Annotated in this window: 19 protein-coding genes; 3 read left to right on the forward strand and 16 right to left on the reverse strand. The window is 65.0% G+C overall.

Translation table 11 applies throughout. From position 1 onward, the window contains the following. Positions 1-69 precede the first annotated feature (69 nt). Positions 70-1,815: an adenylate/guanylate cyclase domain-containing protein gene (locus MAFF_RS16900; protein ID WP_010912144.1), complete on the reverse strand. Its 1,746-nt coding sequence runs from the start codon at positions 1,813-1,815 to the stop codon at positions 70-72. A gap of 431 nt (positions 1,816-2,246) precedes the next feature. Continuing rightward, positions 2,247-4,082: a DNA helicase RecQ gene (gene recQ / locus MAFF_RS16905; RefSeq protein WP_010912145.1), complete on the reverse strand. Its 1,836-nt coding sequence runs from the start codon at positions 4,080-4,082 to the stop codon at positions 2,247-2,249. 254 nt (positions 4,083-4,336) lie between these two features. On the opposite strand from recQ, the gene MAFF_RS16910 reads away from it, so the two are divergent. Next, the gene (locus tag MAFF_RS16910; protein WP_010912146.1) at positions 4,337-5,758 is read left to right on the forward strand and encodes a coniferyl aldehyde dehydrogenase; all 1,422 of its coding nucleotides are present in this window, start codon (positions 4,337-4,339) and stop codon (positions 5,756-5,758) included. A gap of 233 nt (positions 5,759-5,991) precedes the next feature. Here the strand turns inward: MAFF_RS16910 and MAFF_RS16915 are convergent, their stop codons facing one another. The 3 genes from MAFF_RS16915 to uxaC are packed head-to-tail and all read right to left on the reverse strand — an operon-like array spanning position 5,992 to position 8,606. Continuing rightward, positions 5,992-6,351 carry a cupin domain-containing protein gene (locus MAFF_RS16915; protein WP_044548402.1) on the reverse strand — a complete coding sequence of 120 codons (360 nt, stop codon included), beginning with the start codon at positions 6,349-6,351 and terminating at the stop codon, positions 5,992-5,994. Between the two features lie 11 nt (positions 6,352-6,362). Beyond that, the gene (gene kduD / locus MAFF_RS16920) at positions 6,363-7,139 is read right to left on the reverse strand and encodes a 2-dehydro-3-deoxy-D-gluconate 5-dehydrogenase KduD (protein WP_010912148.1); all 777 of its coding nucleotides are present in this window, start codon (positions 7,137-7,139) and stop codon (positions 6,363-6,365) included. A 57-nt stretch (positions 7,140-7,196) separates the two neighbouring features. Beyond that, entirely contained in the window at positions 7,197-8,606 is a 1,410-nt protein-coding gene (gene uxaC / locus MAFF_RS16925; RefSeq protein WP_010912149.1) for a glucuronate isomerase, read from the reverse strand. Positions 8,607-8,744: 138 nt separating this feature from the next. Here uxaC and MAFF_RS16930 point away from each other — a divergent pair, with 138 nt between their 5' ends. Then, a complete protein-coding gene (locus MAFF_RS16930; RefSeq protein WP_010912150.1) occupies positions 8,745-10,244 on the forward strand; it encodes a mannitol dehydrogenase family protein in 1,500 nt (499 codons plus the stop codon). A 52-nt stretch (positions 10,245-10,296) separates the two neighbouring features. Here MAFF_RS16930 and MAFF_RS16935 read toward each other — a convergent pair whose 3' ends face one another. The 8 genes from MAFF_RS16935 to MAFF_RS16970 form a co-directional block, all read right to left on the reverse strand. Beyond that, positions 10,297-10,704 carry a F0F1 ATP synthase subunit epsilon gene (locus tag MAFF_RS16935; RefSeq protein WP_010912151.1) on the reverse strand — a complete coding sequence of 136 codons (408 nt, stop codon included), beginning with the start codon at positions 10,702-10,704 and terminating at the stop codon, positions 10,297-10,299. A 99-nt stretch (positions 10,705-10,803) separates the two neighbouring features. After that, a complete protein-coding gene (gene atpD / locus MAFF_RS16940) occupies positions 10,804-12,384 on the reverse strand; it encodes a F0F1 ATP synthase subunit beta (RefSeq protein WP_032932130.1) in 1,581 nt (526 codons plus the stop codon). A gap of 70 nt (positions 12,385-12,454) precedes the next feature. After that, positions 12,455-13,339, reverse strand: coding sequence for a F0F1 ATP synthase subunit gamma (locus tag MAFF_RS16945; RefSeq protein WP_010912153.1), 885 nt, complete (start codon positions 13,337-13,339; stop codon positions 12,455-12,457). 32 nt (positions 13,340-13,371) lie between these two features. After that, entirely contained in the window at positions 13,372-14,901 is a 1,530-nt protein-coding gene (gene atpA / locus MAFF_RS16950; protein WP_010912154.1) for a F0F1 ATP synthase subunit alpha, read from the reverse strand. Continuing rightward, positions 14,901-15,461 carry a F0F1 ATP synthase subunit delta gene (locus tag MAFF_RS16955; RefSeq protein ID WP_010912155.1) on the reverse strand — a complete coding sequence of 187 codons (561 nt, stop codon included), beginning with the start codon at positions 15,459-15,461 and terminating at the stop codon, positions 14,901-14,903. The genes atpA and MAFF_RS16955 overlap by 1 nt, the downstream gene beginning before the upstream one ends. Before the next feature lie 246 nt (positions 15,462-15,707). Next, a complete protein-coding gene (locus MAFF_RS16960; RefSeq protein ID WP_032932132.1) occupies positions 15,708-16,103 on the reverse strand; it encodes a DUF4345 family protein in 396 nt (131 codons plus the stop codon). A 177-nt stretch (positions 16,104-16,280) separates the two neighbouring features. Continuing rightward, a complete protein-coding gene (locus tag MAFF_RS16965; RefSeq protein WP_010912158.1) occupies positions 16,281-16,976 on the reverse strand; it encodes an aspartate/glutamate racemase family protein in 696 nt (231 codons plus the stop codon). A gap of 50 nt (positions 16,977-17,026) precedes the next feature. Beyond that, on the reverse strand, positions 17,027-19,210 hold the full coding sequence (locus MAFF_RS16970) for a primosomal protein N' (RefSeq protein ID WP_010912159.1): 2,184 nt from the start codon (positions 19,208-19,210) through the stop codon (positions 17,027-17,029). Positions 19,211-19,300: 90 nt separating this feature from the next. Between MAFF_RS16970 and fsa the strand changes: the two genes are divergently transcribed. Then, complete coding sequence (fsa, locus tag MAFF_RS16975) at positions 19,301-19,957, forward strand: fructose-6-phosphate aldolase (RefSeq protein WP_010912160.1); 657 nt, start codon at positions 19,301-19,303, stop codon at positions 19,955-19,957. Positions 19,958-20,045: 88 nt separating this feature from the next. On the opposite strand, the gene MAFF_RS16980 is transcribed toward fsa, so the two are convergent. From MAFF_RS16980 to leuS, 3 genes are all read right to left on the reverse strand, one after another. Next, the gene (locus tag MAFF_RS16980) at positions 20,046-22,622 is read right to left on the reverse strand and encodes a DNA translocase FtsK (RefSeq protein ID WP_010912161.1); all 2,577 of its coding nucleotides are present in this window, start codon (positions 22,620-22,622) and stop codon (positions 20,046-20,048) included. A 256-nt stretch (positions 22,623-22,878) separates the two neighbouring features. Beyond that, on the reverse strand, positions 22,879-23,448 hold the full coding sequence (gene lptE / locus MAFF_RS16985) for an LPS assembly lipoprotein LptE (RefSeq protein ID WP_010912162.1): 570 nt from the start codon (positions 23,446-23,448) through the stop codon (positions 22,879-22,881). Beyond that, positions 23,435-26,062 carry a leucine--tRNA ligase gene (gene leuS, locus MAFF_RS16990; RefSeq protein ID WP_010912163.1) on the reverse strand — a complete coding sequence of 876 codons (2,628 nt, stop codon included), beginning with the start codon at positions 26,060-26,062 and terminating at the stop codon, positions 23,435-23,437. Before leuS ends, lptE begins: the two co-directional genes overlap by 14 nt. Positions 26,063-26,094 lie beyond the last annotated feature (32 nt).

A 26,094-nucleotide genomic window follows, 5' to 3' on the forward strand; every position in this document is an offset into this window, starting at 1 on the left:
CAACAGAGTGATCGCCGGCTGTTCACGGCTGCCCTAGGCGCTCAATCCTCGGACAAGCAGGCGCGACGATCACGCCGGCACGCCGGAGATGCCCAGCGCCTCGACGTAACGCTCGGCGAACACCTTGTCCAGCCACGGGTTGATCTGTCTCTGCAGGGTGAGCGTGTAGGTCGGAAACGCCTCCATCAGCCGCCGCGCCGCCGCCTGCGCCTCGTCCAGCCGGTTGAGTTTGACCAGCGCCATGATCACCACCCGGTGCGAGGAGCCGTAGTTCGGCATTTCATGCAGCGCGCGTTCTCCCCATGCCAGCGCTTCCTCGTAGCGCTCGAGCATCAGGTAGCTCATCCCGATGCCGGAGAGCGCGATGCCCTTCTCGGGGTCGACCGGGCTCAGCCGCATTGCCCTGTGAAAGTGCTCGATCGCGACGAGCGGGCGGCTGGAATGTGCGTTCACCCAGCCGCTGCCGGTATGGCCTTGGGCCGAATTGGGGTTGAGCAGCAGGGATCGTTCGATCGCGCCCAGCGCCATCTCGTAGTCCTTCGCGCTGTAGGCGATCACCTGCGCGGCGAAGCGCAGGCTCGTCGGGTCGTCGCGCGCTTCCGCCAGGACCTCGCGCGCCATGCGCACGGCGACTCGGACATCGTCGGGCTCGTGCCAGCACTGGCTCACGGACAGGCTGCGGATATAGGCGCCGAGTCCCTTTGCCAAGTTGAAGCCAGGGTCGATGCTGAGCGCCTCGTTGGTGAGCCGGCGCACGTCGGCAAAGCCTTCGCGCGTCATGCTGTAGAAGCGCGGCAGCGCGCGCAGGTAGAGGTCGTAGGCGCTGATGTAGTCGGTCGGCTTCATGCGCGCCTGCTTGATCTCCTGCAGCCGGATGCTCGGCTCGACAGCGCCGACGACGCTCTCGGTCACCTTGTCCTGCAGGTCGAAGATGTCGCTCAAGTCGCCCTCGAAGCGGTCCGCCCAGACATGGTGCCCGCTGATCGCGTCCACCAATTGCCCACTGATGCGTACCCGCGATCCTGCTCTGCGGATGCTGCCTTCGAGCACGTAGCGGACGCCCAGCTCGCGCCCGACCTGGCGTAGGTCCACCGCCCGGCCCTTGTAGGTGAAGGACGAGTTGCGGGCGATCACGAAGAAGGAGTTCACCCGGCTCAATCCCGTGATGATATCCTCCACCAGCCCGTCGGCGAAGTATTCCTGGTCGGGGTCGCCGCTCATGTTGGTGAAAGGCAGAACCGCGATCGAGGGTTTCTCGGGCAGGGCAGGCGGTGCAGCCACCGAGGCGCTGGCGTCGGTCTCGACGCGGTAAGCGCGCACAGGCCGCTCGATGTTCTTGAGGCGCAGGTCGCCGAGCGGCGTGAAGCCGCAGTCGAGCTTGCCTTGAAGGTGGTCGTAGGCGGTGCCCGAGACGACCACGGTGCCGGGATCGGCGATGCTTTCGAGGCGAGCGGCGATGTTGACCCCGTCGCCGTAGAGGTCGCCGTCCTCCTCGCAGACCACGTCGCCGAGATTGATGCCGATGCGCAAGCGTATCCGCTCTTCCTCGGCCGTCTCCGCCTCGTGTTCTGCCAGGGCCTGCTGGATCGCCATCGCCGAGGTCACCGCGTTAACGACGCTCGCGAACTCGCACAGCATGCCGTCGCCGGTGAGCTTGACGATCCGACCCTGGTGCTCGCAGACCAGCGGTTCGAGGAGGTCTTTGCGGTAGATCTTCAGCCGCTCGAGCGTGCCGCGCTCGTCGCGCTCCGTCAGCCGCGAATAGCCGACCACGTCGCAGGCCAGGATCGCTGCGAGGTGCCGCTGCGTGGTCATTTCACCACTCAGCCAAGCGCCTGCACGCGGGCCGCCCCGCATCCATGTCCTGCCAACTTCCAGGCGCCTCCCGTGCATGGTATCCATCTCTCCCAGTCTCCGCCGGTCGCCGATACAGAACGTAGAACGCGGCTTGACCTTGCCTTCACAAGATTTCGCTTTTCCGCTTGCGAGGCGTGGAGCGCTCCGGTCGCCGCGCCAACAGCCAACCGACGACACGCCCACGCAGCCTCTGGGGACGTTGAAACGCCACTCCTCCCAGAAGGTCGGAGATATTTCCTGACCTGTGTAACCGATTGACGCCACCGTGGCGGTGCTTTTGTATCGGGTAGGCATCACAACAGACGTTCGCGCCTTGAGGTGCTGACGCCGGCAAGTGGCGCAACGCTGCCGTCCGACGCCGGAGTGCGTCCACTTGAGGCGTGTCGCCTTCAGCCCGCCCCACCCGCCCGATGCGCCGCGATCGCACTCAGAAAAACCTGGCCGAATTCCTCGAGCTTCGCCCCTCCCACGCCATTGACCTCGGCGAAGGCGTCGAGGTCGCGCGGGCGGCGTTCGGCCATGTCGATCAGCGTCCGGTCGGAAAACACCACATAGGCCGGCACCTGGCGTTCCTTGGCCAGGCGCAGCCGCAGGGATTTGAGCGTGGCCAGCAGCGAGGCGTCGACGCCTTCGGCACCCGAACCCTCGGCCGCCCGCATCTTGCGCAAGGCGCGGCTGCGCATCTCGACACGGTAGTGGAACGGCAGTTCGCCCCGGCCAAGCGCATGACCCTTTTCGGCGATGGCGAGGCCGCCATGGCCGTTAGGGTCCGGTTCCAGGAACCCGCCGGCGACGAGCTGCCGGATCAGCGATGTCAGGAGATCCTTCTTGTGCGCCGCGCCGCTGCCGAAGCTGGCGAGCTTCTGGTGACCGCGGGCAAGGATCTTCTCGGTCTCATGGCCAAGCAGGATGTCAATGACATGGGCGGCGCCGAAGCGCTCGCCGCTCTGCGCGACCGCGGCCAGGATGATGCGCGCTTCCGCGCCGCCATCGGCGCGCGGCACCTGGTCGAGGCAATTGTCGCAATTGCCGCAAGGCGAGGCATCCTCACCGAAATAGCCAAGCAGCACCTGGCGCCGGCACTGCGCCGTCTCGCAATAGCCGATCAGCGTGTCGAGCCGGCGATGTGCGCGCTTCTTGTGCTCCACCGCTGCATCCTCGTCGTCGATGAACAGCCGCCGCATGCGGATGTCGCCTAGGCCATAGAGCATATGCGCTTCGGCCTTGCGCCCGTCGCGGCCGGCGCGACCGATCTCCTGATAATAGGCTTCCAGGCTGCCCGGCATGTCGGTGTGGAAGACATAGGCGACGTCGGGCTTGTCGATGCCCATGCCGAAGGCGATGGTCGCCACCATGACGACACCGGACAGTGTCATGAAAGCGTTTTGATTGGCCTCGCGCGCCTCCTTGCTCATCCCGGCATGATAGGCGAGCGCGGTGACGCCGTTCTTCTCGAGGAAGGCCGCCATCTCCTCCGTCTTCTTGCGCGACAGGCAGTAGACGATGCCGCTCTTGCCTGGGTGGCGCTCGATGAAACGCAGCAATTGCCGCTTGCTGTCCTGCTTGGATTCGATGGCGAGCTTGATGTTGGGACGGTCGAACCCCAGCACCAGCGTTTCGACCCGCTCGGCGAACAGCCGTGCCTCGATATCGCTGCGCGTGCTCTCATCCGCCGTCGCCGTCACCGCGATGATTGGCACGTTGGGGAAGATGTGCCGCAGCCGCGACAGGTCCTCATACTCGGGCCGGAACGCCGGCCCCCATTGCGAGATGCAATGCGCCTCGTCGATGGCGACCAGGCTGACCTCGAGCCTGGAAAGCGCCTCGAGCATGCGCTCGGTCATCAACCGTTCCGGCGCCAGGTAGAGCAGCCGCGTCTGGCCTGATGCCACGCGGCGCCAGGCCGCGACATTTGCCTCGCGGTCGAGCGAGGAATTGATCGTATCGGCGCCGACGCCCGCCAGCCGCAAGGCGGCGACCTGGTCCTGCATCAGCGCCACCAGCGGCGACACGACCAGGGCGAGCCCGCCCATGACCAGCGCCGGCACCTGGTAGCAGAGCGATTTGCCCGCACCCGTCGGCATGACCGCCAGCACATGGCGCCCGCAGAGCAGCGCGTCGATGACATCGGCCTGGCCGGGGCGGAAATCATCGAAGCCGAACACGTCCTTCAGGACGCGCCGCTTGGGATCCTCCGCCCGAACACTCGCAGCCTGTGCCGACATCAGGCGGACACCGGACGAGAAGCGATTTTTCGGGGATGGGAGAGGATGTGGGAATCGATCAAGATGCTCTCCGCGTGGTGCCTTGGAGTAGCGCAGCTGCCCTCGGAACACAACCGGAACAGTCATCCATGTTGACGGCGGACTGATTGGCCGTGGCCGGCGAAGGCACACCTTCCCCGGCGACACCTGCACCCCCGCTGGATTCCCTCCCGCGCCAGGATGTAAGCTTGGTCGGACGAGCCAGGGAGGGCGCGATGCTGCAGGTGAGACAGGATGTCCTCGGCGAACGGTTCCGGCTGCAGCGCGCCGCCTTCGAGAAGCAGCCCTTTCCGGATCCAAGCGTGCGGAAAGACCGCCTGAAGCGCCTGCTGGCGCTGACCGAGCACCATGAGGCGGACATTTGCGCCGCGATCGACGCCGACTTCGGTGGCCGCTCGGCGCATGAGACGCGGCTGGCCGAACTGTTTGTCGTGCGCGCCGGCATCCGCCACACGCTGTCTCATCTGAGCGGCTGGATGCGGGAACGTCGTGTCGCCACCACCTTGCCGTTCCTGCCGGGCCGCAATCGCCTCCTGCCGCAGCCGCTGGGTGTCGTCGGCATCGTCTCGCCGTGGAATTACCCGTTCCAGCTTGCCGTCGCGCCGGTCACGGCAGCGCTCGCCGCCGGCAACCGCGTGCTGGTCAAGCCCTCCGAACTGACGCCGGCCTTCTCGGCGCTGCTCGCCAGACTGGCCGGCGAGCACTTCGCCCCGGACGAGTTGAGCGTCATCACCGGCGATGCCGAGATGGGCAAGGCTTTCGTGTCGAAGCCTTTCGATCACCTGCTGTTCACCGGCTCGACCGCGGTCGGCCGCCAGGTCGCGATCGCCGCCGCCGCCAACCTGACCCCGGTCACGCTCGAACTCGGCGGCAAATCGCCGGCGATCTTCGACCCCTCCTGCGATCTCGATGCGGCAACAGCCAGCATCGCCTATGGCAAGCTGCTCAATGCCGGGCAGACCTGTATCGCGCCGGACTATCTGCTGGTGCCCAAGGGGCAGGCCGGCACGGTCGCCGCCAAACTCGCGACCGCGGTGGCGCAGCTCTACCCCACCTTGCGCGACAACCCCGACTATACCGCCATCATCAGCGAACGGCATTTTCAGCGCCTGCGCGCCATGATCGCTGAAGCCCGCGATGCCGGTGCCGATGTCGTCGAAATCAACCCGGCCGGCGAAGACTTCGGCGCCGCGAGCCGCAAGCTTTTGCCGACCCTGGTCAGCAATGCCGGCCCGGATTTGCGGCTGATGCGCGAAGAGATTTTCGGTCCGGTGCTGCCGATCATCGAATACGCCACCATCGACGAGGCGATCAGCCATGTGAACCAGGCCGACCGGCCGCTGGCGCTCTACTGGTTCGGCAAAGACAGCACCAACCGCCAGCGCATCCTGCGCGAGACCGTCGCCGGCGGCGTCACCATCAACGACTGCATGCTGCACCTGGTGCAGGAGAACCAGCCCTTCGGCGGTGTCGGCGCCAGCGGCATGGGCGCCTATCACGGCGAATGGGGATTCCGCACCTTCAGCAAGGAGAAGCCGGTTTTCCTGCAGTCGCGCCTGAGCGCCGGCGCCCTGCTGCGCCCGCCCTACGGCAAGACGTTCGAGCGGCTTTTCGGCCTGCTCCGGCACATCACCTGACCGAAGGCAGCCATCGGTTGTACGGCTCATTAAGCTTATCTTCACCACGATGCGGCAGGCTTCACATCCTGCGGTCATGTCTTGAGTACCGCGGCGCCACAAGCGCCCAGGCAACAACCCGCGCCTCTTTTGGGGCGCGGGTCATTCGCCCGCACTCGATCTCCCCGATTTGGCTAGGCAAGTCGTCGGCTAAAGCACGATGCCGAAAAGTGTGAAGCGGTTTTCGGACGACATTATGCGCTATCTCTTTGATTTAGAGCAAGAAAATCAGCCCGAGGCGGCGTAAAGCTGTCGACCAGCCGTCCCGCTTCCAGTGCCTTGACGCCGTGCACCAGGCCGGACGGCACGATGAAGCTGCCGCCGGCCTCGAGGATTTCCGTCCGGCCGTCGATGGTCACCTCGAAGCGGCCCTCGGCGACGTAGCTTGCCTGGACATGCGGATGCGAATGCAAGGCGCCGACACCACCCTTGTCAAAGCCGAATTCGACCAGCATCAGCTCATCGGTGGAGAGGAGAACGCGCCGCCTGTTGCCATCCGGCGTCGGCGTCCACGCCCCCTCGCCGGCATGCGCGAAGATCTTGGGCTTCGTCATCGTCGTCCCCCTCATCGCGCCAGCCAGCCGCCATCCACCGGCACCGCCGCGCCATGCATATAGTCGGAAGCCCGGGCCAGAAGGAAGACGGCGGCATCGCCAATATCGGAAGGCTCGCCCCACCGCCCCGCCGGAATGCGGCCGAGAATGGCGGCGCTGCGGTCAGGGTCGGCACGCAGCGCCTGCGTGTTGTTGGTCTCGACATAGCCCGGCGCGATGGCGTTGACGTTGATGCCCTTGGCCGCCCATTCGCAGGCGAGCAGCCGGGTGATCCCGAGCACGCCATGTTTCGAGGCGGTGTAGGAGGCGACGCGGATGCCGCCCTGGAAACTCAGCACCGAGGCGATGTTGACGATCTTGCCCCGGCGACCGTCGGCAAGGGCGCGCCTGGCGAAGGACTGGCAAAGCAGAAAGACCGTCTTCAAATTGACGTCCATGACATCGTCCCAGTCGGTCTCGGTCAGATCGACCGCATCGGCGCGTCGGATGATACCGGCATTGTTGACCAACCCGTCGAGCGGCCCGCTTTCGTCCCAGACCCGATCGAGCATAGGACCGGCGGTCGCCGTGTCGGCAAGGTCGGCGCTCACCGTCTCGAACCTGGCACCGATGGCCGCGACCTTGCTCGCCGTCTCGTCCATCGACGAACGGCCGACGCCGATCACCACACCGCCGGCGCGCGCGATCGAGAGGACAATGCCTTGTCCGATGCCGGTGTTGGCGCCGGTGACCAGAATGCGCTTGCCGGCCAGGCTGAAGGCGGAGAGATCGATGCCGGTGCTGTTCATGTCAGCCTGTCATGCTGATCCAACAGCCGCCGCCGTTGGGATCTTGAGCCGCCGCCATCAAAGCCGGTACGCCTTTTTCGCCAGCGTATGGGCCAATTCCCGTGCCAGCTCATGCGCCTCGTCCTCGCGCAGCCGATGCTCGGCGACGAGGCGCGCCAGGAACGCACAGTCGACTCGCCGCGCCACGTCATGGCGAGCCGGGATCGAGGGAAAGGCACGCGTGTCGTCGTTGAAGCCGACAGTGTTGTAGAAGCCGGCCGTCTCCGTCGTCATCTCGCGAAACCGGCGCATGCCTTCCGGACTGTCGTGGAACCACCAGGCGGGGCCGAGCTTCAACGCCGGGTAAACACCGGCCAGCGGCGCCAGCTCGCGCGCGTAGCTGCTCTCGTCGAGCGTGAAGAGGATCACCGTCAGGTCACGCTCCAGCCCGACGCAGTCGAGCAGCGGCTTCAGCGCCGTCACATAATCGGTCCGCGTCGGGATATCGAAACCCTTGTCGCGGCCGAACCTCTGGAAGACAGAAGGCGAATGATTGCGCCAGGAACCGGGATGTATCTGCAGCACCAGCCCGTCATCCCGGCTCATCTTGGCCATCTCGGTCAGCATCTGGGCGCGGAACAGCTTGCGCTCGCGCTCATCCTGCGAGCCGCGGCGGATGCGGTTGAACAGCTCCTGCGCCGCCGCGTCGGAGAGATTGGCGGTCTCCGCCGTCGGATGGCCATGATCCGACGAAGTCGCGCCAAAACTCTTGAAGAAGGCGCGCCGCTGGCGATGCGCGTCGAGGTAACCGGCCCAGCTGCCGGTGTCGCAGCCGGTGATCTCGCCAAGCCGGTCGAGATTGGCCGAAAACCCTTCGAAATCGGGATCGACGACCGCGTCCGGCCGATAGGCGGTGACGACGCGGCCCTCCCAGCCGCTGTCGCGGATCATTTTGTGCCATTCGAGATCGTCAAGCGCGCCTTCGGTCGTGGCGATGACCTCGATGTTGAAGCGCTCGAACAGGGCGCGCGGACGGAAATTCTCCCACTGCAGCACCGTCGCGATCGTATCGTAGTGGCGGTCGGCCGTCGTGGCATCCAGCGGCTCTTCGATGCCGAACAGATGCGCCAGCACATGGTCGAACCACAACCGGGTCGGCGTGCCGCGAAACAGGTAATAATGCTCGGCGAAGCGCCGCCAGATCGTTCGGCCGTCTGTTTCCACCGGCGCGCCATCCAGGCTGGCCACGCCGAGATCCTCCAGCCGCACGCCCTGGCTGAACAGCATGCGGAAGATGTAGTGGTCGGGCACGATGAGCAGTTGCGCCGGATCCGGAAACGGCTCGTTCAGCGCATACCAGCGCGGATCGGTGTGGCCGTGCGGGCTGACGATGGGCAGGTCCTTGATGCCGGCGTAGAGGTCGCGGGCAAGCGAGCGCGAATGCGCTTCGGGTGGAAACAGCAGGTCCGGATCGGTCAGCGCGACCATGGGGAAAGCGGCTCCTCCAGTCTGGGTAGCGGTACGTTCGGGCCAGAGCGATGTCAATGTGCGTTGGCAAAGCGGCATCCTTGCGGCAGGCGCAAACAGGTGTTACCCCGCCTGTCATCCACAGCCCCCAGCCCCGGTATGCTGATGACCAGAAGCCATCTGTCCGACGCCACGCTACGCAAGCTGCCCGCCGGGACCAAAATCCCTGCATATGACCGCGGCCGCATTGCTCCGGGCATCGTGCATCTCGGCGTCGGCGCCTTCCATCGCGCCCATCAGGCCGCCTATGTCGACGAGTGCCTGGCGGCGGGCGAAACGGACTGGGGCATAACAGGCGTCTCCTTGCGCAGCCCCGACACGCGCGATGCGCTGTCGCCGCAGGACGGGCTCTACACGCTGGCGATCCGCAGCAGTGGCGAGGAGGAGCTGTGCGTCATCGGCTCTATCCAGTCGATGCTCGTGGCGCCGGAAAACCCCAGCGCGGTGCTGGCCGCGCTGACCGATCCACGCACCCGCATCGTCACGCTGACCATCACCGAAAAGGCCTATCTCAGGGCTGCGGGCGGCGGATTGGACGCCGCCCATCCCGACATCATCCACGATCTGGCCAATCCGCAAATGCCGAGGACGGCGCATGGTTTCCTCGCCGAGGCGCTTGCCCGCAGACTGGCCGCCGGCACCCCGCCCTTCACCGTGCTGTGCTGCGACAACCTGCCGGCCAACGGCGCCACGCTGCATCGGCTGCTGACCGAATTCGCCAAGCTGCGCGATGCCAGGTCTACCACTGGAGGCGACACCAGAATCGCCGACCATATCGCGAACCAGGTCGCCTTTCCGTCGAGCATGGTCGATCGCATCGTGCCGGCAACCACCGACGCCGACCGGGCGCGCATCGCTGGCGAACTCGGTGTCGACGATGCCTGGCCTGTCATGACCGAGCCCTTCCGCCAATGGGTGGTCGAAGACAATTTCTCCGCCGGCAGGCCGGACTGGGAAAAGTTCGGCGTCACCATGGTTGGCGATGTCGGCCCCTTCGAGGACATGAAGCTCAGGCTGCTCAACGGCGCGCATTCGGGCATCGCCTATCTCGGCCTGCTCAGCGGCCACGCCACCGTCGACCGCGCCTTTGCCGATCCGGCGATCCGGCAATTTGTCGACGGGCTCTGGGCCGAGGCCATCCCGACATTGCCGGAGGATGCCGGACTCGATACGGCAACCTACACAGCCGAGCTTGCCGAGCGTTTCTCCAACACCGCGCTTGCCCACCGCACGGCGCAGATCGCCAATGACGGCAGCCAGAAACTGCCGCAGCGCATCATCGCGTCCGCCATCGAGTGCCTCGAAGCCGGCACCGAATTCGTGCATCTCACCCTGGTGGTGGCGGCCTGGATCGCCGCCTGCGCCGCGCGCGGAAAAACCTTGCCTGAAAACCATTTCACCGATCCGCTCGATGCCGCGCTGAGGGCGCTTTTGGACCAGCAATTGCCGGCGAACGAAACCGTGACGGCGGTGTTCGACCTGGCCGGCTTTGCCAGGGACAACGCCGAACGCCAGACGCTGATCGAGCTCACGGCGGTGCATCTTGTGCACTTGCGGCGCGATGGTCCGACATTGGCCTTCGCCGCCTTGGGCATTTAAACAAAAAAGCGGGGCAAGGCCCCGCTTTTCATCAAGTCATCTGGTGCGGATTTCAGGCCGGCAGAATTGCGCCTTCCAGCGTGGTCAGCTGGCTGAGGAACTGCTCGGCCTTGCTGCGCGCCTGGTCGTCCTTGGCGTCGGCGGCATCTTCCTTGGCTTCCTGGATGCGGCGGGCGAGATCGGCCCGGTCGACATCCTTCACGGCGACAGCCGATTCCGCCAGCAGGGTGCAGCCGGCTGGAACGATGTCGGCGAAACCGCCGAACACGACATAGCGCTCTTCGCCGCCCGAGGCGGTCTTCACCGTGACGACACCCGGCTTGATCGTGGTCATGACCGGCGCGTGATGCGCCATCACGGTCATCTCGCCTTCGGCGCCGGGGATGACGACGGATTCGACCTGCTCGGAAACCAGCAGGCGCTCCGGCGAGACCAGTTCGAATTTGAAAGCTTCAGCCATGATCACTCTAGCGAGTAGGGAATAGTGAGTAGCGAGTAGGGAAGAAACTCGCTTGGCTCACCTTGCCCTATTCGCTACTCCCTATTCGCTATTCGCTTCTTATGCCGCTTCAGCCGCCAGGCGCTGTGCCTTCTCGACCGCTTCCTCGATGCCGCCGACCATGTAGAAGGCAGCTTCCGGCAGGTGATCGTAGTCGCCGTTGCAGAGGCCCTTGAAGCCCTTGATGGTGTCGGCGAGGTCGACGAGCTTGCCCGGCGCGCCGGTGAACACTTCGGCGACGAAGAAGGGCTGCGACAGGAAGCGCTCGATCTTGCGGGCGCGGGCCACGGTCTGCTTGTCCTCTTCCGACAGCTCGTCCATGCCCAGGATGGCGATGATGTCCTGCAGCGACTTGTAGCGCTGGAGGATCGACTGCACCTGGCGGGCAACCGCATAGTGCTCTTCGCCGACAACCATCGGGTCGAGCATGCGCGAGGTCGAATCCAGCGGATCGACCGCCGGATAGATGCCCTTTTCGGCGATGGCGCGGTTCAGCGTCGTCGTCGCGTCAAGGTGGGCGAACGAGGTCGCCGGCGCCGGGTCGGTCAAGTCGTCGGCGGGCACGTAGATGGCCTGCACCGAGGTGATCGAGCCCTTGGTGGTGGTGGTGATGCGTTCCTGCAGCGCGCCCATGTCGGTGGCGAGCGTCGGCTGATAGCCCACGGCCGACGGGATACGGCCGAGCAGAGCCGACACTTCCGAACCCGCCTGCGTGAAGCGGAAGATGTTGTCGACGAAGAACAGCACGTCCTGGCCCTGGTCGCGGAAATATTCAGCCACCGTCAGGCCGGTCAGGCCGACACGGGCGCGCGCGCCCGGCGGCTCGTTCATCTGGCCGTACACGAGAGCCGCCTTGGAGCCTTCGCCGCCGCCCTTCTTGTTGACGCCGGATTCGATGAACTCGTGATAGAGATCGTTGCCCTCGCGGGTGCGCTCACCGACGCCGGCGAACACCGAATAGCCGCCGTGTGCCTTGGCGATGTTGTTGATCAGTTCCTGGATCAGCACGGTCTTGCCGACGCCGGCGCCGCCGAACAGGCCGATCTTGCCGCCCTTGGCGTAAGGCGCCAGCAGGTCGAGCACCTTGATGCCGGTGATCAGGATCTGCGCTTCCGTCGACTGCTCGACATAGGTCGGAGCCGGCTGGTGGATGGAGCGCATCTCGATCGCATCGACCGGGCCCTCTTCGTCGACCGGCTCGCCGATGACGTTGATGATGCGGCCCAGCATGCCCGGGCCGACCGGTACGGTGATCGGCGCACCGGTGTCACGCACTTCCTGGCCGCGCACCAGACCTTCGGTGGAGTCCATGGCGATGCAGCGCACGGTGTTTTCACCCAGATGCTGGGCAACTTCAAGCACCAGGCGATTGCCGACATTGGTCGTCTCGAGCGCGTTCAGGATCGCCGGAAGGTGATCGCCGAACTGCACGTCGACGACTGCGCCGATGACCTGGCGGACCTTGCCGACAACGCCGGTTGCCTTGGCGGCCACGGCCGAAGTCTTGGCCGCCGCGGCCTTGGCCGGCGCTGCCGCCGTCTTTGCCGGAGCTGCCTTCGCGGCGGCTGCCGGAGCCTTGGCCGCCTTTACGGGGGCTGCGGCCTTGGGGGCCGCCGTCTTGGGGGTCGCTGCTTTCGCCATCGTCTTTACCCTTTTTCGTCCTTTGTTTCTCACGCGGTCCTAGAGCGGGCCGATGGCCCGCGAACCGCGCCTAGAGCGCTTCAGCGCCCGAAATGATTTCGATCAGTTCCTTGGTGATCTGCGCCTGCCGCTGGCGGTTATAGGTGATCGACAGCTTGTTGATCATCTCGCCGGCGTTGCGCGTCGCATTGTCCATGGCGCTCATCTTGGCGCCCATTTCGCCGGCCGCGTTTTCGAGCAGCGCCCGGAAAACCTGCACGGAAATGTTGCGCGGGATGAGGTCGGAGAGGATCTCGCCCGGCTCCGGCTCGTATTCGTAGACGGCATTGCCGCCATCCACCGCTGCGGCGGGAGCCGAAGCGACGCCGGCGGGAATGATCTGCTGCGCCGTCGGGACCTGGCTGATCACCGATTTGAACTGCGAATAGAACAGCGTGCAGATGTCGAAGGCGCCCTCGTTGAAGAGGTGGATGACCTTCTTGGCGATCGCGTCGGCATTGACGAAGCCGAGCGTCTTGACCTCGCGCAGGTCGACACGGTCGAGGATCATCGAGGCATAGTCGCGGCGCAGGATGTCGAAACCCTTCTTGCCGACGCAGATGATCTTGACCTGCTTGCCGTCGGCCAGAAGCCGCCGGATATGATCGCGGGCAAGACGGGCGATCTGCGAATTGAAGCCGCCGCACAGGCCGCGCTCGGCGGTGCAGACGACGAGCAGATGCACGTTGTCCTTGCCGGTGCCGGTCATCAGCGCCGGGGCATCGCCGCCGCCGCCGATTGCCTGGGTGATGTTGGCCAGCACGGAACCCATGCGCTCCGAATAGGGGCGCGCCGCTTCCGCTGCCTCTTGCGCACGGCGCAGCTTCGCCGCGGCGACCATCTGCATCGCCTTGGTGATCTTCTGCGTCGCCTTGACCGAGGCGATACGGTTACGAAGGTCTTTTAATGAAGGCATGCTTCAAACCTGATCCCGTCTTGTCGCTTCGCTCAGGCGAAGGTCTTGGCGAAAGCGTCGATCTCTGCCTTCAGCTTGGCGCGCAGATCGTCCGACAGCGCCTTTTCCTTGCGGATGGCGTCGAGAACGTCCTTGCCGGCCGCACGCATATGGCTGAGCAGGCCATGCTCGAACTTGCCGACCTGGTTGACCGGCAGCTTGTCGAGATAGCCGTTGACGCCGGCGAAGATCACCGCGACCTGCTCTTCCGTCTTCAGCGGCGAGAACTGCGGCTGCTTCAGGAGTTCGGTCAGGCGCGATCCGCGGTTGAGCAGGCGCTGCGTGGCGGCGTCGAGATCCGAGCCGAACTGCGCGAAGGCCGCCATTTCGCGGTACTGCGCGAGCTCGCCCTTGATCGAGCCGGCAACCTGCTTCATCGCCTTGATCTGCGCCGAGGAACCGACGCGCGACACCGACAGACCGACGTTGACGGCCGGACGGATGCCCTGGAAGAACAGGTTGGTTTCGAGGAATATCTGGCCGTCGGTGATCGAGATCACGTTGGTCGGGATGTAGGCCGACACGTCGTTGGCCTGCGTTTCGATGACTGGCAGCGCCGTCAGCGAGCCATTGCCCAGATCGTCATTGAGCTTGGCGGCGCGCTCGAGCAGGCGCGAGTGCAGATAGAAGACGTCGCCCGGATAGGCTTCGCGGCCCGGCGGGCGGCGCAGGAGCAGCGACATCTGGCGATAGGCGACGGCCTGCTTCGACAGATCGTCGTAGCTGATCAGCGCATGCATGCCATTGTCGCGGAAATACTCGCCCATGGTGCAGCCGGCGAACGGCGCCAGGAACTGCATCGGCGCCGGATCGGAAGCGGTGGCGGCGACAATGATCGAATATTCGAGCGCGCCGCGCTCTTCCAGCACCTTGACGAACTGCGCGACGGTCGAGCGCTTCTGGCCGACGGCGACATAGACGCAGTAGAGCTTTTCCTTCTCGGGGCCGTTGTCGTGCACCGACTTCTGGTTGAGCATCGTGTCGAGGATGATGGCGGTCTTGCCGGTCTGACGGTCGCCGATGACCAGCTCGCGCTGGCCACGGCCGACCGGGATCAGCGCATCGATGGCCTTGAGGCCGGTCGACATCGGCTCATGCACCGACTTGCGCGGGATGATACCGGGCGCCTTGACGTCGACGCGCTTGCGTTCGGTCGCCTTGATCGGGCCCTTGCCGTCGATCGGGTTGCCGAGCGCGTCGACGACGCGGCCGAGCAGGCCCGGACCGACCGGAACGTCGACGATGGCGCCGGTGCGCTTGACGGTGTCGCCTTCCTTGATGTCGCGGTCGGCGCCGAAGATGACGACGCCGACATTGTCGGCTTCGAGGTTGAGCGCCATGCCGCGGATGCCGCCGGGGAATTCGACCATCTCGCCGGCCTGGACATTGTCGAGGCCGTAGACGCGGGCGATACCGTCACCGACGGACAGCACCTGTCCAACTTCGGAGACCTCGGCCTCCCTGCCGAAATTCTTGATCTGGTCTTTCAGAATTGCGGAAATTTCCGCGGCGCGGATGTCCATCAGCCGACCTCTTTCAGTGCAAGCTTGAGCGAATTGAGTTTGGTTTTGAGCGACGTATCGATCTGGCGCGAGCCTATCTTGACCACCAGCCCGCCGAGCAGCGACGGATCGACGGTGACGGAGATGGCCACGTCCTTGCCGGCAACGCTTTTCAGCGCCGCCTTGAGTTCGGTCTGCTGGGCAGCCGTCAGCTCGTGAGCCGACGTCACTTCAGCAGCGGTCTCGCCACGGTGTTCGGCGGCGATCTGGCGGAACGCCTTGATCATGCCGGGCACGGCGAACAGCCGGCGATTGCGGGCGACGACGCGCAGGAAATTACCGGTGAGGCCGGTGATCCCAGCCTTGTCGGCGATCGCCGCGATGGCCTTGGCCTGCTCCTCGCCGGAGAACACCGGGCTGTTGATCAGCCGGGTCAGGTCGGAACTGCCAGCCAGCATCGCCTCGAAACTGTTGAGGTCGGACTCGACCTTGGCCACGGAATTTGCCTGCAGGGCGAGTTCGAACAGCGAACCCGCGTAGCGTTCTGCGACACCTGAGATTGGCGATGACGATTGGGCCACGGACCGTCTTTTCTCTTGTCTGACAGGCCGCAGATTGTTGGCGCGAGCAAAAACTCTGGCTAAATCTTTGACCTTACTGCATTTTTTCAAGCACGGAGGCGCGGCTTCCGCTATCCCCGGCCGAAAGTCGATTGCCGTCTAGCACAGGCATTTTAAGACCGCAATGCGTCGTTCCGCATGCTTTTCAGGCACTATTGTCGCATCCGGCGAAAGACTCGCGCCTTATGCGCCGGAATACCCTTGGATTCACGGCACAAAGCCGAAGGCAAAGGCAAGCGGCAGCGCCGCCAGGACCAATTCCACAACAATGGAAACCCAATTGAAAGGTGTGTTGGCGCCATCCGACATCATCGACAGCAGCCGGCCGAAGGCCGTGAACAGCCAAGAGAAGCCGAGCGCCATGTAAACCAGCGGCTGCGCCAGCAGGATGCAGCACAGGCCGACGCCGAGATAAAAGCCCGACATCCTGCCGCGCCCTTCGGCGATCGCCGCCGCTTTCTCCGGCCTCGGCTGCAGGCGCAGGATGCGGAAGGCCAGGCTAGGCGCCAGGAAAAACAGAAGCCCGAGCAGCACGGTGAAGACGGCGCTCGACCAGGCCAGCCATTCGCCCTGGCTCGTCGGCCAAGGAAGCGCAAAATCCATACTGTCCCCTCGAAATGCCTGTTTTGAAATTCCAGGCATTCTAGCCGAGGAAAAGCGCCGCGCCAGATGGCATCAGGCACTTTCAAAGCAATGCCAGGAAAAGTGTGAAACGGTTTTCCCGGGAGAAACGCGTGGCGTTTTCCCTAGGGAATTGCGTCAGAATAAAAAGAAAGCGCATCAACCGAGTGCGAATTCCACCGCCGCCTCGGCATGGATGCGCGTCGTGTCGAAAACCGGAATGTCGAAATCGCCCTGTCCGATCAGCATGGTGATCTCGGTGCAGCCCATGATGATGCTGTCGGCGGCCTCTTCACGGCGCAGACGTTCGGCCTCTTCCATATAGGCCGCCTTCGAGGCTTCGCTGACGATGCCCTGGCAGAGCTCGTCATAGATGACGCGATGCACCATGTCGCGCCCAGCCGCATCGGGCACGACAGGCCGCAGGCCGTATTTGTCGGCGAGCCGGCCCTTGTAGAAATCCTGCTCCATGGTGAAGCGCGTCGCCAGCAGCGCCGGGCGCTGCATGCCGGCGCGCTTGACCGCCATCGCGGTGGCGTCGGCGATATGGATCAACGGGATGGAGACGGACGTCTGCACCTGGTCCGCCAGTCTGTGCATGGTGTTGGTGCACAGAACCAGCCCTTCCGCGCCACCCGCCTCCAGCTTGCGCGCGGCTTCGATCAGAAGCACGCCTGCGCCGTCCCAATCGCCATGATGCTGCCGCTCGGCGATCTCGGCGAAGTCGAACGACCACAGCAGCAGCTTGGCCGAATGCAGCCCGCCGAGGCGCTCGCGCACGATCTCGTTGAGCAGGCGATAGTAGATGGCGGTCGACTCCCAGCTCATGCCGCCCAGAAGGCCAAGGGTTTTCATGTGATCTTCCATTTCTCGCTGGCCAGCAGCGTATCGCCGATATCGCGACCTTACAAAAAGCTCTGCGGGTCGATATCGACCTGCACCCGGACCGAACCGCGCTGCTTCGGCCCATTGGCCAGCATGGCGCGGATAAACCCTTGCATGTCTGCGCGCCGTTCGCCCTGGATCAGCAGGCGGAAGCGATGGCGGCCGCCGAGCAGGGACAGCGGCGCCTCGGCCGGACCCAGCACGAACAGGTCCGAGGCCTCCGGCGCCGCGCGGCGCAGGCCCCGTGCATGACCTTCCGCTTCCGCCCGCGTCACCGCGCTTACGATGACGCCGGCCAACCGGCCGAACGGCGGTAGGGCCGCCCGTTCGCGCTCGGCGATCTCTCGTTCGTAAAAAGCCTCGGCATCGCCCGAGACGATCGCCCGCATCACCGGATGGTCGGGCTGGAACGTCTGCAGCAGGCCGAGGCTCTTCTTGCCGGTGCGGCCTGCGCGGCCGGTCACCTGGCTGAGCAGTTGGAAGGTGCGCTCGGCGGCCCGCGGATCGCCATTGGCGAGGCCGAGATCGGCATCGACGACGCCGACCAGCGTCATGTTGGGAAAATTGTGGCCCTTGGCGACGAGCTGCGTGCCGATGACGATATCGGCTTCGCCATCGGCGATCGCCTCCAGTTCCAGCCGCAGCCGCCGCACCCCGCCCATCAGGTCGGATGACAAGACGATGGTGCGCGCATCGGGGAAATGCGTGACGACCTCCTCGGCGATGCGCTCGACGCCCGGGCCGCAGGCGACCAGATGATCGAGCGTGCCGCATTCAGGGCAGGCTTCGGGGCGGCGCTCATTGTGCCCGCAATGATGGCAGACCAGCTGGCCGCGAAAGCGATGCTCGACCAGCCAGGCCGAACAGACCGGGCAGCCGAAACGGTGGCCGCAGACGCGGCACAGCGTCAGCGGCGCATAGCCGCGCCGGTTGAGGAACAGGAGCGACTGTTCCTTCTTCTCCAGCGTCTTGCGCATATGGTCGATCAGCACGGGCGACAGGAAGCCACCACGCGCCGGTGGCGCGCGTCGCATGTCGATCGACTTCAGCTGCGGCAGCGCCGCCTCGGCGAAGCGGGCGGAAAGGATGGCCCTGTTGTACTTGCCTTGGCTCGCATTGACCCGGCTTTCGACCGATGGCGTCGCCGACGCCAGCACCACCGGGAAGCCACCGATATGGCCGCGCACCACCGCCATGTCGCGCGCATTGTAGAAGACACGGTCCTCCTGCTTGTAGGCGGGGTCGTGCTCCTCATCGACGACGATCAGGCCAAGCTCCTTGAACGGCAGGAACAGCGCCGAGCGCGCACCGGCAACGACGCGCACCGTGCCCTCAGCCACTTGCCGCCAGACTTTTTCGCGCATCCTGGGCGGCAGGTCGGAATGCCATTCGCCCGGCTTGGCGCCGAAGCGCTGCTGGAAGCGTTCGAGGAAAGCGTGGGTCAACGCGATTTCCGGCAAAAGGATCAGCACCTGCTTGCCCTGGTCGAGCGCGGCCGCCACCGCCTCGAAATACACCTCCGTCTTGCCGGACCCGGTGACGCCATCGAGCAGCGCGACATTGAAGGCGCCGGCCGCGACATTGGCGCGCAGCATCGATGCGGCGTCGCTCTGGTCCGGCATCAGCTCGGGCACCGCATAGCTCGGGTCAGGTGCTGCCACCACCGGGCGCGGCGGGATCATCACCGTCTCGAACACGCCTTGCGCCTTCAGCCCCTCGATCACCGTCGACGACACACCGGCCGCATGGGCAAGGCCCGATCGCGTCCAGGCCAACCCACCTTCGGCCGTCTCCAGCACACGCGCCCGCGCATCCGTCATCCGGTCGGGAATGATAAGCGTGCGCTGCAGCCCCTCGATCCAGGGTTCCGGGTCGAACGCCTCCGGCGCTCTGAGCAGCATGCGCGCCACCATGCCGGGCGCCGACAGCGTGTATTGCGCCACCCAGTCGACGAAACGGCGCATCGAACGGTCGATCGGCGGGCAGTCGAAAACCTGTTCGATCGAGCGCAGCTTTTTCGCATCGACAGTCTCGACCGCGCCGTCCCAGACGATCCCGGCGACCTGGCGCGGCCCGAGCGGCACGCGCACGATTGACCCCGGCACGACGCGCATGCCGGCCGGCACGGCATAGGTGTAAGGGCGTTCGGCAGGCATCGGCACCAGAACCGGCGCGGCTGCGACAAAGGGCGAATCTTCGATCATGAGGCGTGACCTTGCCCTGACTTTGGTCTAGATCAAAGGCCGACCCCGAATGTGCATGGCATGCACATAAGAATCTTCAGGAGACCCGCCATGAAATTTTTTGTCGATACCGCCGACATCAAGGATATCCGTGAACTCAACGATCTGGGGCTGCTCGACGGCGTCACCACCAATCCGTCGCTGATTCTCAAATCCGGCGGCAAGATCGCCGACGTCACCAAGCAGATCTGCGACATCGTCCAGGGTCCGGTTTCGGCCGAAGTCGTGGCGACCGAGTACAAGGACATGATGGCGGAGGCCGAGGTGCTGGCCAAGATCGCGCCCAATGTCTGCATCAAGGTGCCGCTGACGCTGGACGGCCTGAAGGCCTGCAAGACGATCCGCACCCAGATGAACCGCATGGTCAACGTCACGCTGTGCTTCTCGGCCAACCAGGCGCTGCTCGCCGCCAAGGCCGGCGCCTCGTTCATCTCGCCCTTCGTCGGCCGCATCGACGACACCGGCTCGGACGGCATGGAGCTGATCCAGGAGATCCGCCAGATCTACGACAATTACGATTACCAGACCGAGATTCTGACCGCTTCGGTGCGCACGGTGAACCACGTCAAGCAGGCGGCCCTGATCGGCGCCGACGTCATCACCGCACCGCCGGCGACGCTGAAGGCGCTGGTCAACCATCCGCTGACCGACAAGGGTCTCGCCGCCTTCCTCGCCGACTGGGCCAAGACCGGCCAGAAGATCGGCTGAGATCGTACCGTTTCAATGAGAAAAGGCCGGGCAACCGGCCTTTTTTATTATCCGTCGGAAGATGTCCGATTGTCGAAAGGGCCGCCGATCATTCCGTGCCGTCATCGTCAGGCGCGGCCGCCGGCGGGCGCCGGCCCATGATGATCTCGCGCTTGCCGACATGGTTGGGCGCGCCGACCAGGCCTTCCTTCTCCATGCGCTCGACCAGGGAAGCGGCGCGGTTGTAGCCGATGCCGAGGCGGCGCTGGATGTAGGACGTCGAACACTTCTTGTCGCGCACCACCACCTTGACCGCTTCGTCATAGCTGGAATCGCCGTCCTCGGCCGCGACGGATCCCTTGTCGAAGACCGCGCCCTGATCGTCGTCGACCTCTTCCTCGTCCTCGTCGGCGGTCACGGTCTCCAGATATTCCGGGCGGCCCTGCGCCTTCAGATGCGCCACGACATGTTCGACCTCGGCGTCGGAGACAAAGGGGCCATGCACGCGCGAAATGCGCCCGCCGCCCATCATGTGCAGCATGTCGCCCTGACCGAGCAGCTGTTCGGCGCCCTGCTCGCCCAGGATGGTGCGGCTGTCGATCTTGGAGGTGACCTGAAAGGAAATGCGGGTCGGGAAGTTGGCCTTGATCGTGCCGGTGATGACATCGACCGAGGGGCGTTGCGTTGCCATGATCAGATGTATGCCGGCGGCGCGCGCCATCTGCGCCAGGCGTTGGATCGCGCCTTCGATCTCCTTGCCGGCGACCATCATCAGGTCAGCCATCTCGTCGACGATGACGACGATGTAGGGCATCGGCGCCAGATCGATTTCCTGCTGCTCGAACAGCGGCTCGCCGGTGCCCTTTTCGAAGCCTGTCTGCACGGTCATGACGACCGCCTCGCCCTTGTCGCGGGCTTGGGCGGCGCGCTCATTGTAGCCGTCAATGTTGCGCACGCCGAGCCGCGCCATCTTGCGATAGCGGTCCTCCATCTCGCGCACCGCCCATTTGAGCGCGGTGACGGCCTTCTTGGGATCGGTGACGACGGGCGTCAGAAGATGTGGGATGCCGTCATAGACGGAGAGCTCCAGCATCTTCGGATCGACCATGATCAGCCGGCATTCTTCCGGCTTCAGCCGGTAGAGCAGCGACAGGATCATGGTGTTGATGGCGACCGACTTGCCGGAGCCGGTGGTGCCGGCGACCAGCAGGTGCGGCATCTTCGCCAGTTCGGCGATGACGGGCTCGCCGCCGATCGTCTTGCCGAGGCAAAGCGCCAGCTTGCAGCTGGTCTTGCGGAAACCCTGCGATTCGATCAGTTCTCGGAAATAGACGGTCTCGCGCGTCTCGTTCGGCAGCTCGATGCCGATGACGTTGCGGCCGGGCACGACGGCGACGCGCGCCGAAATCGCCGACATGGAACGGGCGATGTCGTCGGCAAGGCCGATGACGCGGGACGATTTGACGCCCGGCGCCGGCTCGAACTCATAGAGGGTGACGACTGGACCGGGGCGAACGTGGATGATCTCGCCGCGCACGCCGAAATCCTCGAGCACGCTTTCCAGAAGATCGGCATTCTGCTCGAGCCGCTCCTGCGACATGTAGAAGCCCTGCCCTTCCGGCGGCTGCTGCAGCAGCTCTTCCGAGGGAAGTTCATACGCCTCGCCGGTCGTGGCCGGCACGATCTTGCCGACCAAAGGCAGCGGCGAAGAGGCGCGCACGGCCGGAGCCTGCACGGTCTCCTCGGCGCCTTGCGCGACCTGCGCCGGAGCGGCCTTGCCCGCGACGGCAGAGGTTGCCATCCGCGCTTGGGCTCGCTTCGGCACACCACCCGCTACCGGCTGAACCGCGGCTTCGTTGGAGTTGGCCGGCCGGACATCCGGCAAAGCGGCAGGGGCTTGCTGGCCTGGAAGCCAGTCGATGACGCGGAACGACGCGGTCGGGTCGGCCGAGGGCGCGGCGCGGACATCGATCCGACCGGCGGCAACTGGCGCGGCGGCGCGCGGGACCGGGACGGCTCGCGACGTCTGCGACGAACCTTCGATCATGTAGGGCGCCATGAGCTCGAAGAAGACGTGATCCGACAGATAGGGCCAGCGGACGGTTTCGCGGCCTGTCGTCCTGACTGGCGCCGCCATTGCCTGGGCAGACGCGGCCGGTGCGGATGCCCGTGCTGTTGCGGCCATCCTCGGACCGGCCGTCACGACGGTCCGCGCCTTTTCGCTGGCATGCCTTGGCGCAACGGAGGCCGGCGATCTTTCATGCATCGCGGCTTTGTCGCCGGCGGGCGGCCGGGCGGCTTCCACAGCGGCGTTCCGGCTCTTCATCGCCGCAGACAATGACGAGGATGAGACTGCGGACGACGTCGCGGCCGCGGCAGGCTGTGCGACGGCTTGCCGCGCCGGCGGTTCGCCTTGCTCGGAGGTGATCTGGCGCGGATGGCGCGGGCTGGCTTCATAGTCCGGGGTGCGGGTAAACCGCACATTGGGCGCCAGGAAGAAATATTCCTGCCAGGCGGGGCTTTCGTTGCCGCCGAGATCGACAGGTGGCGGGAAATTGCCGGCCGCGGCCGCGCCGGTCTGCTGGCCGCCCGCCTTGCCGCCCGGGCCGTTGAAACGCTTTCCCTCGGGGTCATCGGGCGAAGCTGGCTTCAATGAATTGACCCGAGGAAAACGCTTGGATTCCATTCTCAAGACTCACTCTGAAATGTCTGCTGAGCAATAGGGAGCGAGTGGTTAACAGTTGCTTCCCGTCAGCGCTTTTGGAGCGGCCGAAAAATATCTTTCGCGGCGATGGCGCACGAGCCGGATTCGAGCCGATGATCGTCACCTCACGAGCATCCGCTCGCGCACATGCGTCGGGTTAAAAAGAGAACGCTCGGCCATCGCGAAGCGGGCCGTGCACCAGGATCGAGGCAGCGTTTTCCCTGAAAAGAAGGTGGCGCTAGCTGGCCGCCTTCCCGTGCCGGACCAGATCCTGGGCGATGGACAGCTGCAGCGCCTCGGCCAGTTCGCGCGCGGCGCGGTTCTCGGCATCGATCTGCGCCCGGTACGAGGCAAATTCCTGGCGCGGCCTGTCGAAGGACGAGGTGATCGAGCGCTTGCCGACGGTGATGACGGCGCCGGTTTTCGCATCGGTCAGCGTATAGTTGGCGGTCAGCGTCACCGATCCGGCGGTCGGCTCGTCCTCATCGGTGCCGACCTGCACGAGGGCCGAGGATACAACAGCTTCGGTCACGCTGAGAGTAAGCGAATAAAGCGGCGACGCCGGTTCGCCGGCACCCCGCCCGAAGCCGAAGATCAGATTGTTGCGCACCTGCTGGGCATAACGCGTCCTGACCGGCTTGATGGCGATCGACGCCAGCTCGGCATTGGCGCTCGCGCCCGTCGACAACGGCGCTTTGGAATAGAGCGGGTGCACCGTGCAGGCCGAAACCAGCGCCAGCGAGCCGACAAGCGCCACGCGGCGCAGCAGACGGCTCAGCTCTGTCTTTTCCCGATCAGGCAACGACATTGACGATCCTCTGCGGCACGATGATCACCTTGCGCGGAGCCTTACCTTCGAGTGCTTTCTGCACGAAGTCGAGAGCCAGTACCGCTTTTTCGACCGCACCTTGGTCCGCGTCGCGGGCAATTGTCAAATCCCCCCGCTTCTTGCCGTTGACCTGCACTGGATAGGTCACTTCGTTGTCGACGACCAGCGCCGGGTCGAAGGCCGGCCATGGCCGTTCGGCGACCAGATCGGTGCCGCCGAGCGTCTCCCAGCACTCTTCGGCCAGATGCGGCATGACAGGCGCGATCAGATGCACCAGGATCTCCACCGCCTCGCGGCAGGCGCCCTGCAGTGCCGGATCGGCCTTGCCTTCCGCTACCTGGTTGAGCGGCGTTGTCAGCACATTGGCCAGTTCATAGATGCGGGCGATGGCACGGTTGAAGCCGAGCTTCTCGATGTCCTCGCCGACCGCCTTCAGGATCTTGTGCGTGGCCTTGCGGACCGCTCCCGCCTCGCCGGAGTCAGCCGCGGCAGGCTTGACGCCTGCCAGCGTCTCGGCCGCCGTCGACACCAGGCGCCAGATGCGCTGCATGAAGCGATGCGCGCCGGCGGCGCCATCGTCGGTCCACTCGACGTCGCCCTCGGGCGGCGAATCCGACAGCATGAGCCAGCGCGCGGTGTCGGCGCCGTAGCCGTCGGTGATGTCTTCCGGGCTGACCGTGTTCTTCTTCGACTTCGACATCTTTTCGAGCGAGCCGATCGCCGCCTCTTCGCCGGTGGCGATCTCGATGGCGCGGCGCTTGCCTTCGGCATCCTCGATCCTGACCTCAGCCGGCGACAGCCAGCGGCCATTGTTCGAGGCGCCACCGACGCGGTAGGTCTCGTGCACCACCATGCCTTGCGTGAACAGGCCCTTGAACGGCTCGGCAAGGTCGACATGCCCGGTCGCGCGCATGGCGCGGGTGAAGAAGCGCGAATAGAGCAGGTGCAGGATCGCGTGCTCGATGCCGCCAATATACTGGTCGACCGGCAGCCATTCGTTGGCCGCTCTGGGATCGGTCGGCTCATACGCCCAGGGCGCGGTGAAGCGGGCAAAATACCAGGACGAATCGACGAACGTGTCCATCGTGTCGGTCTCGCGCCGCGCATCCCTGCCGCATTGCGGGCACTTTACATGCCGCCAGGTCGGATGCCGGTCGAGCGGGTTGCCCGGCCGGTCGAAATCGACATCGTCGGGCAGCTTGACCGGCAGGTCGGCCTTCGGCACCGGCACCACGCCGCAATCCTCGCAATGGATCATCGGGATCGGGCAGCCCCAGTAGCGCTGACGCGAAATGCCCCAGTCGCGCAGGCGGAAATTCACCTTGCGCTCGGCCATAGGCCGGTTGCCGATCGTCTTCTGCTCCAGCAGCTTCGCCACTTCGTCGAAGGCGCGGTCCGGCTTCATGCCGTCGAGGAAGCGCGAATTGATCATCACGCCGTCGTCGACATACGCTTCTTCCGTGATCTGGAACGACTTCGCATCGCCGCCCTCCGGCATCACCACCGGGATCACCGGCAAGCCGTATTTGTTGGCGAAGTCGAGGTCGCGCTGGTCGCCGGACGGGCAGCCGAAGATGGCGCCGGTGCCGTATTCCATCAGCACGAAATTGGCGACGTAGACAGGCAGCGTCCAGCTGTCGTCGAAGGGATGGACGACACGGATGCCGGTGTCGAAGCCCTTCTTCTCGGCCGTCTCCAGTGCGGCCACCGAAGTGCCCATATGGCGGACTTCGTCGATGAACTTCGCCAGCGCCGGATTGGTCTCGGCGGCCTTCTTGGCCAGCGGATGATCGGCGGCGACAGCCATGAAGGAGGCGCCGAAAATGGTATCGGGCCGAGTCGTGTAGACTTCCAGCTCATGTTCGCCGGCAACGTCAGAGGCCAGAGGCCAGCGGATCAGCAGGCCTTCCGAACGGCCGATCCAGTTCTGCTGCATCAGCTTCACTTTTTCGGGCCATTCGTCGAGGCCTTCGAGCGAATCCAGCAGGTCCTGCGCAAAGTCGGTGATCTTGAAGAACCACTGCGTCAGCTCGCGCTGTTCGACCAGCGCGCCGGAGCGCCAGCCGCGACCGTCGATGACCTGCTCGTTGGCGAGCACGGTCATGTCCTCCGGGTCCCAGTTGACCTTCGAGGATTTGCGCGTCACCAGCCCCTTCTCGACGAAATCGAGGAACAGCATCTGCTGGCGGTGGTAGTAGTCGACGTCGCAGGTCGCGAATTCGCGCGCCCAGTCCAGCGACAGGCCCATGACCTTGAGCTGCTCGCGCATGGTGGCGATGTTCTGGTAGGTCCATTCCTTGGGATGGACCTTGTTCTGCATCGCCGCGTTCTCGGCCGGCATGCCGAAAGCGTCCCAGCCCATCGGGTGCAGCACGTTGAACCCCTTGGCCCGCTTGTAGCGCGCGACCACGTCGCCCATCGTGTAGTTGCGGGTGTGGCCGATATGGATGCGCCCCGACGGATACGGGAACATTTCCAGCACGTAGTATTTCGGCTTCGGGTCGTCATTGCGCGCTTCGAACAGCTTCTTTTCGGCCCAGGCCTTCTGCCATTTGGGTTCTGACGCGCGCGGATTGTATCGTTCGGTTGCCATGGGACGTTTTTCACTTAAAAGCAGGCGCGAAC

It is taken from the genome of Mesorhizobium japonicum MAFF 303099, assembly GCF_000009625.1.
Taxonomy (GTDB): domain Bacteria; phylum Pseudomonadota; class Alphaproteobacteria; order Rhizobiales; family Rhizobiaceae; genus Mesorhizobium; species Mesorhizobium japonicum.

Excerpts from the sequence above, each read along its gene's own strand:
- uxaC (WP_010912149.1), bottom strand. The coding sequence starts at position 8,606 with ATGGTCGCGCTGACCGATCCGGACCTGCTGTTTCCACCCGAAGCGCAT.
- MAFF_RS16935 (WP_010912151.1), bottom strand. The coding sequence starts at position 10,704 with ATGGCTGAAGCTTTCAAATTCGAACTGGTCTCGCCGGAGCGCCTGCTG.
- leuS (WP_010912163.1), bottom strand. The coding sequence starts at position 26,062 with ATGGCAACCGAACGATACAATCCGCGCGCGTCAGAACCCAAATGGCAG.
- MAFF_RS16945 (WP_010912153.1), bottom strand. The coding sequence starts at position 13,339 with ATGCCTTCATTAAAAGACCTTCGTAACCGTATCGCCTCGGTCAAGGCG.
- MAFF_RS16960 (WP_032932132.1), bottom strand. The coding sequence starts at position 16,103 with ATGGATTTTGCGCTTCCTTGGCCGACGAGCCAGGGCGAATGGCTGGCC.
- MAFF_RS16970 (WP_010912159.1), bottom strand. The coding sequence starts at position 19,210 with ATGATCGAAGATTCGCCCTTTGTCGCAGCCGCGCCGGTTCTGGTGCCG.
- kduD (WP_010912148.1), bottom strand. The coding sequence starts at position 7,139 with ATGAACAGCACCGGCATCGATCTCTCCGCCTTCAGCCTGGCCGGCAAG.
- atpA (WP_010912154.1), bottom strand. The coding sequence starts at position 14,901 with ATGGACATCCGCGCCGCGGAAATTTCCGCAATTCTGAAAGACCAGATC.
- MAFF_RS16965 (WP_010912158.1), bottom strand. The coding sequence starts at position 16,976 with ATGAAAACCCTTGGCCTTCTGGGCGGCATGAGCTGGGAGTCGACCGCC.
- MAFF_RS16980 (WP_010912161.1), bottom strand. The coding sequence starts at position 22,622 with ATGGAATCCAAGCGTTTTCCTCGGGTCAATTCATTGAAGCCAGCTTCG.
- fsa (WP_010912160.1), top strand. The coding sequence starts at position 19,301 with ATGAAATTTTTTGTCGATACCGCCGACATCAAGGATATCCGTGAACTC.
- MAFF_RS16930 (WP_010912150.1), top strand. The coding sequence starts at position 8,745 with ATGCTGATGACCAGAAGCCATCTGTCCGACGCCACGCTACGCAAGCTG.
- recQ (WP_010912145.1), bottom strand. The coding sequence starts at position 4,082 with ATGTCGGCACAGGCTGCGAGTGTTCGGGCGGAGGATCCCAAGCGGCGC.
- MAFF_RS16900 (WP_010912144.1), bottom strand. The coding sequence starts at position 1,815 with ATGACCACGCAGCGGCACCTCGCAGCGATCCTGGCCTGCGACGTGGTC.
- atpD (WP_032932130.1), bottom strand. The coding sequence starts at position 12,384 with ATGGCGAAAGCAGCGACCCCCAAGACGGCGGCCCCCAAGGCCGCAGCC.
- lptE (WP_010912162.1), bottom strand. The coding sequence starts at position 23,448 with ATGTCGTTGCCTGATCGGGAAAAGACAGAGCTGAGCCGTCTGCTGCGC.
- MAFF_RS16915 (WP_044548402.1), bottom strand. The coding sequence starts at position 6,351 with ATGACGAAGCCCAAGATCTTCGCGCATGCCGGCGAGGGGGCGTGGACG.
- MAFF_RS16910 (WP_010912146.1), top strand. The coding sequence starts at position 4,337 with ATGCTGCAGGTGAGACAGGATGTCCTCGGCGAACGGTTCCGGCTGCAG.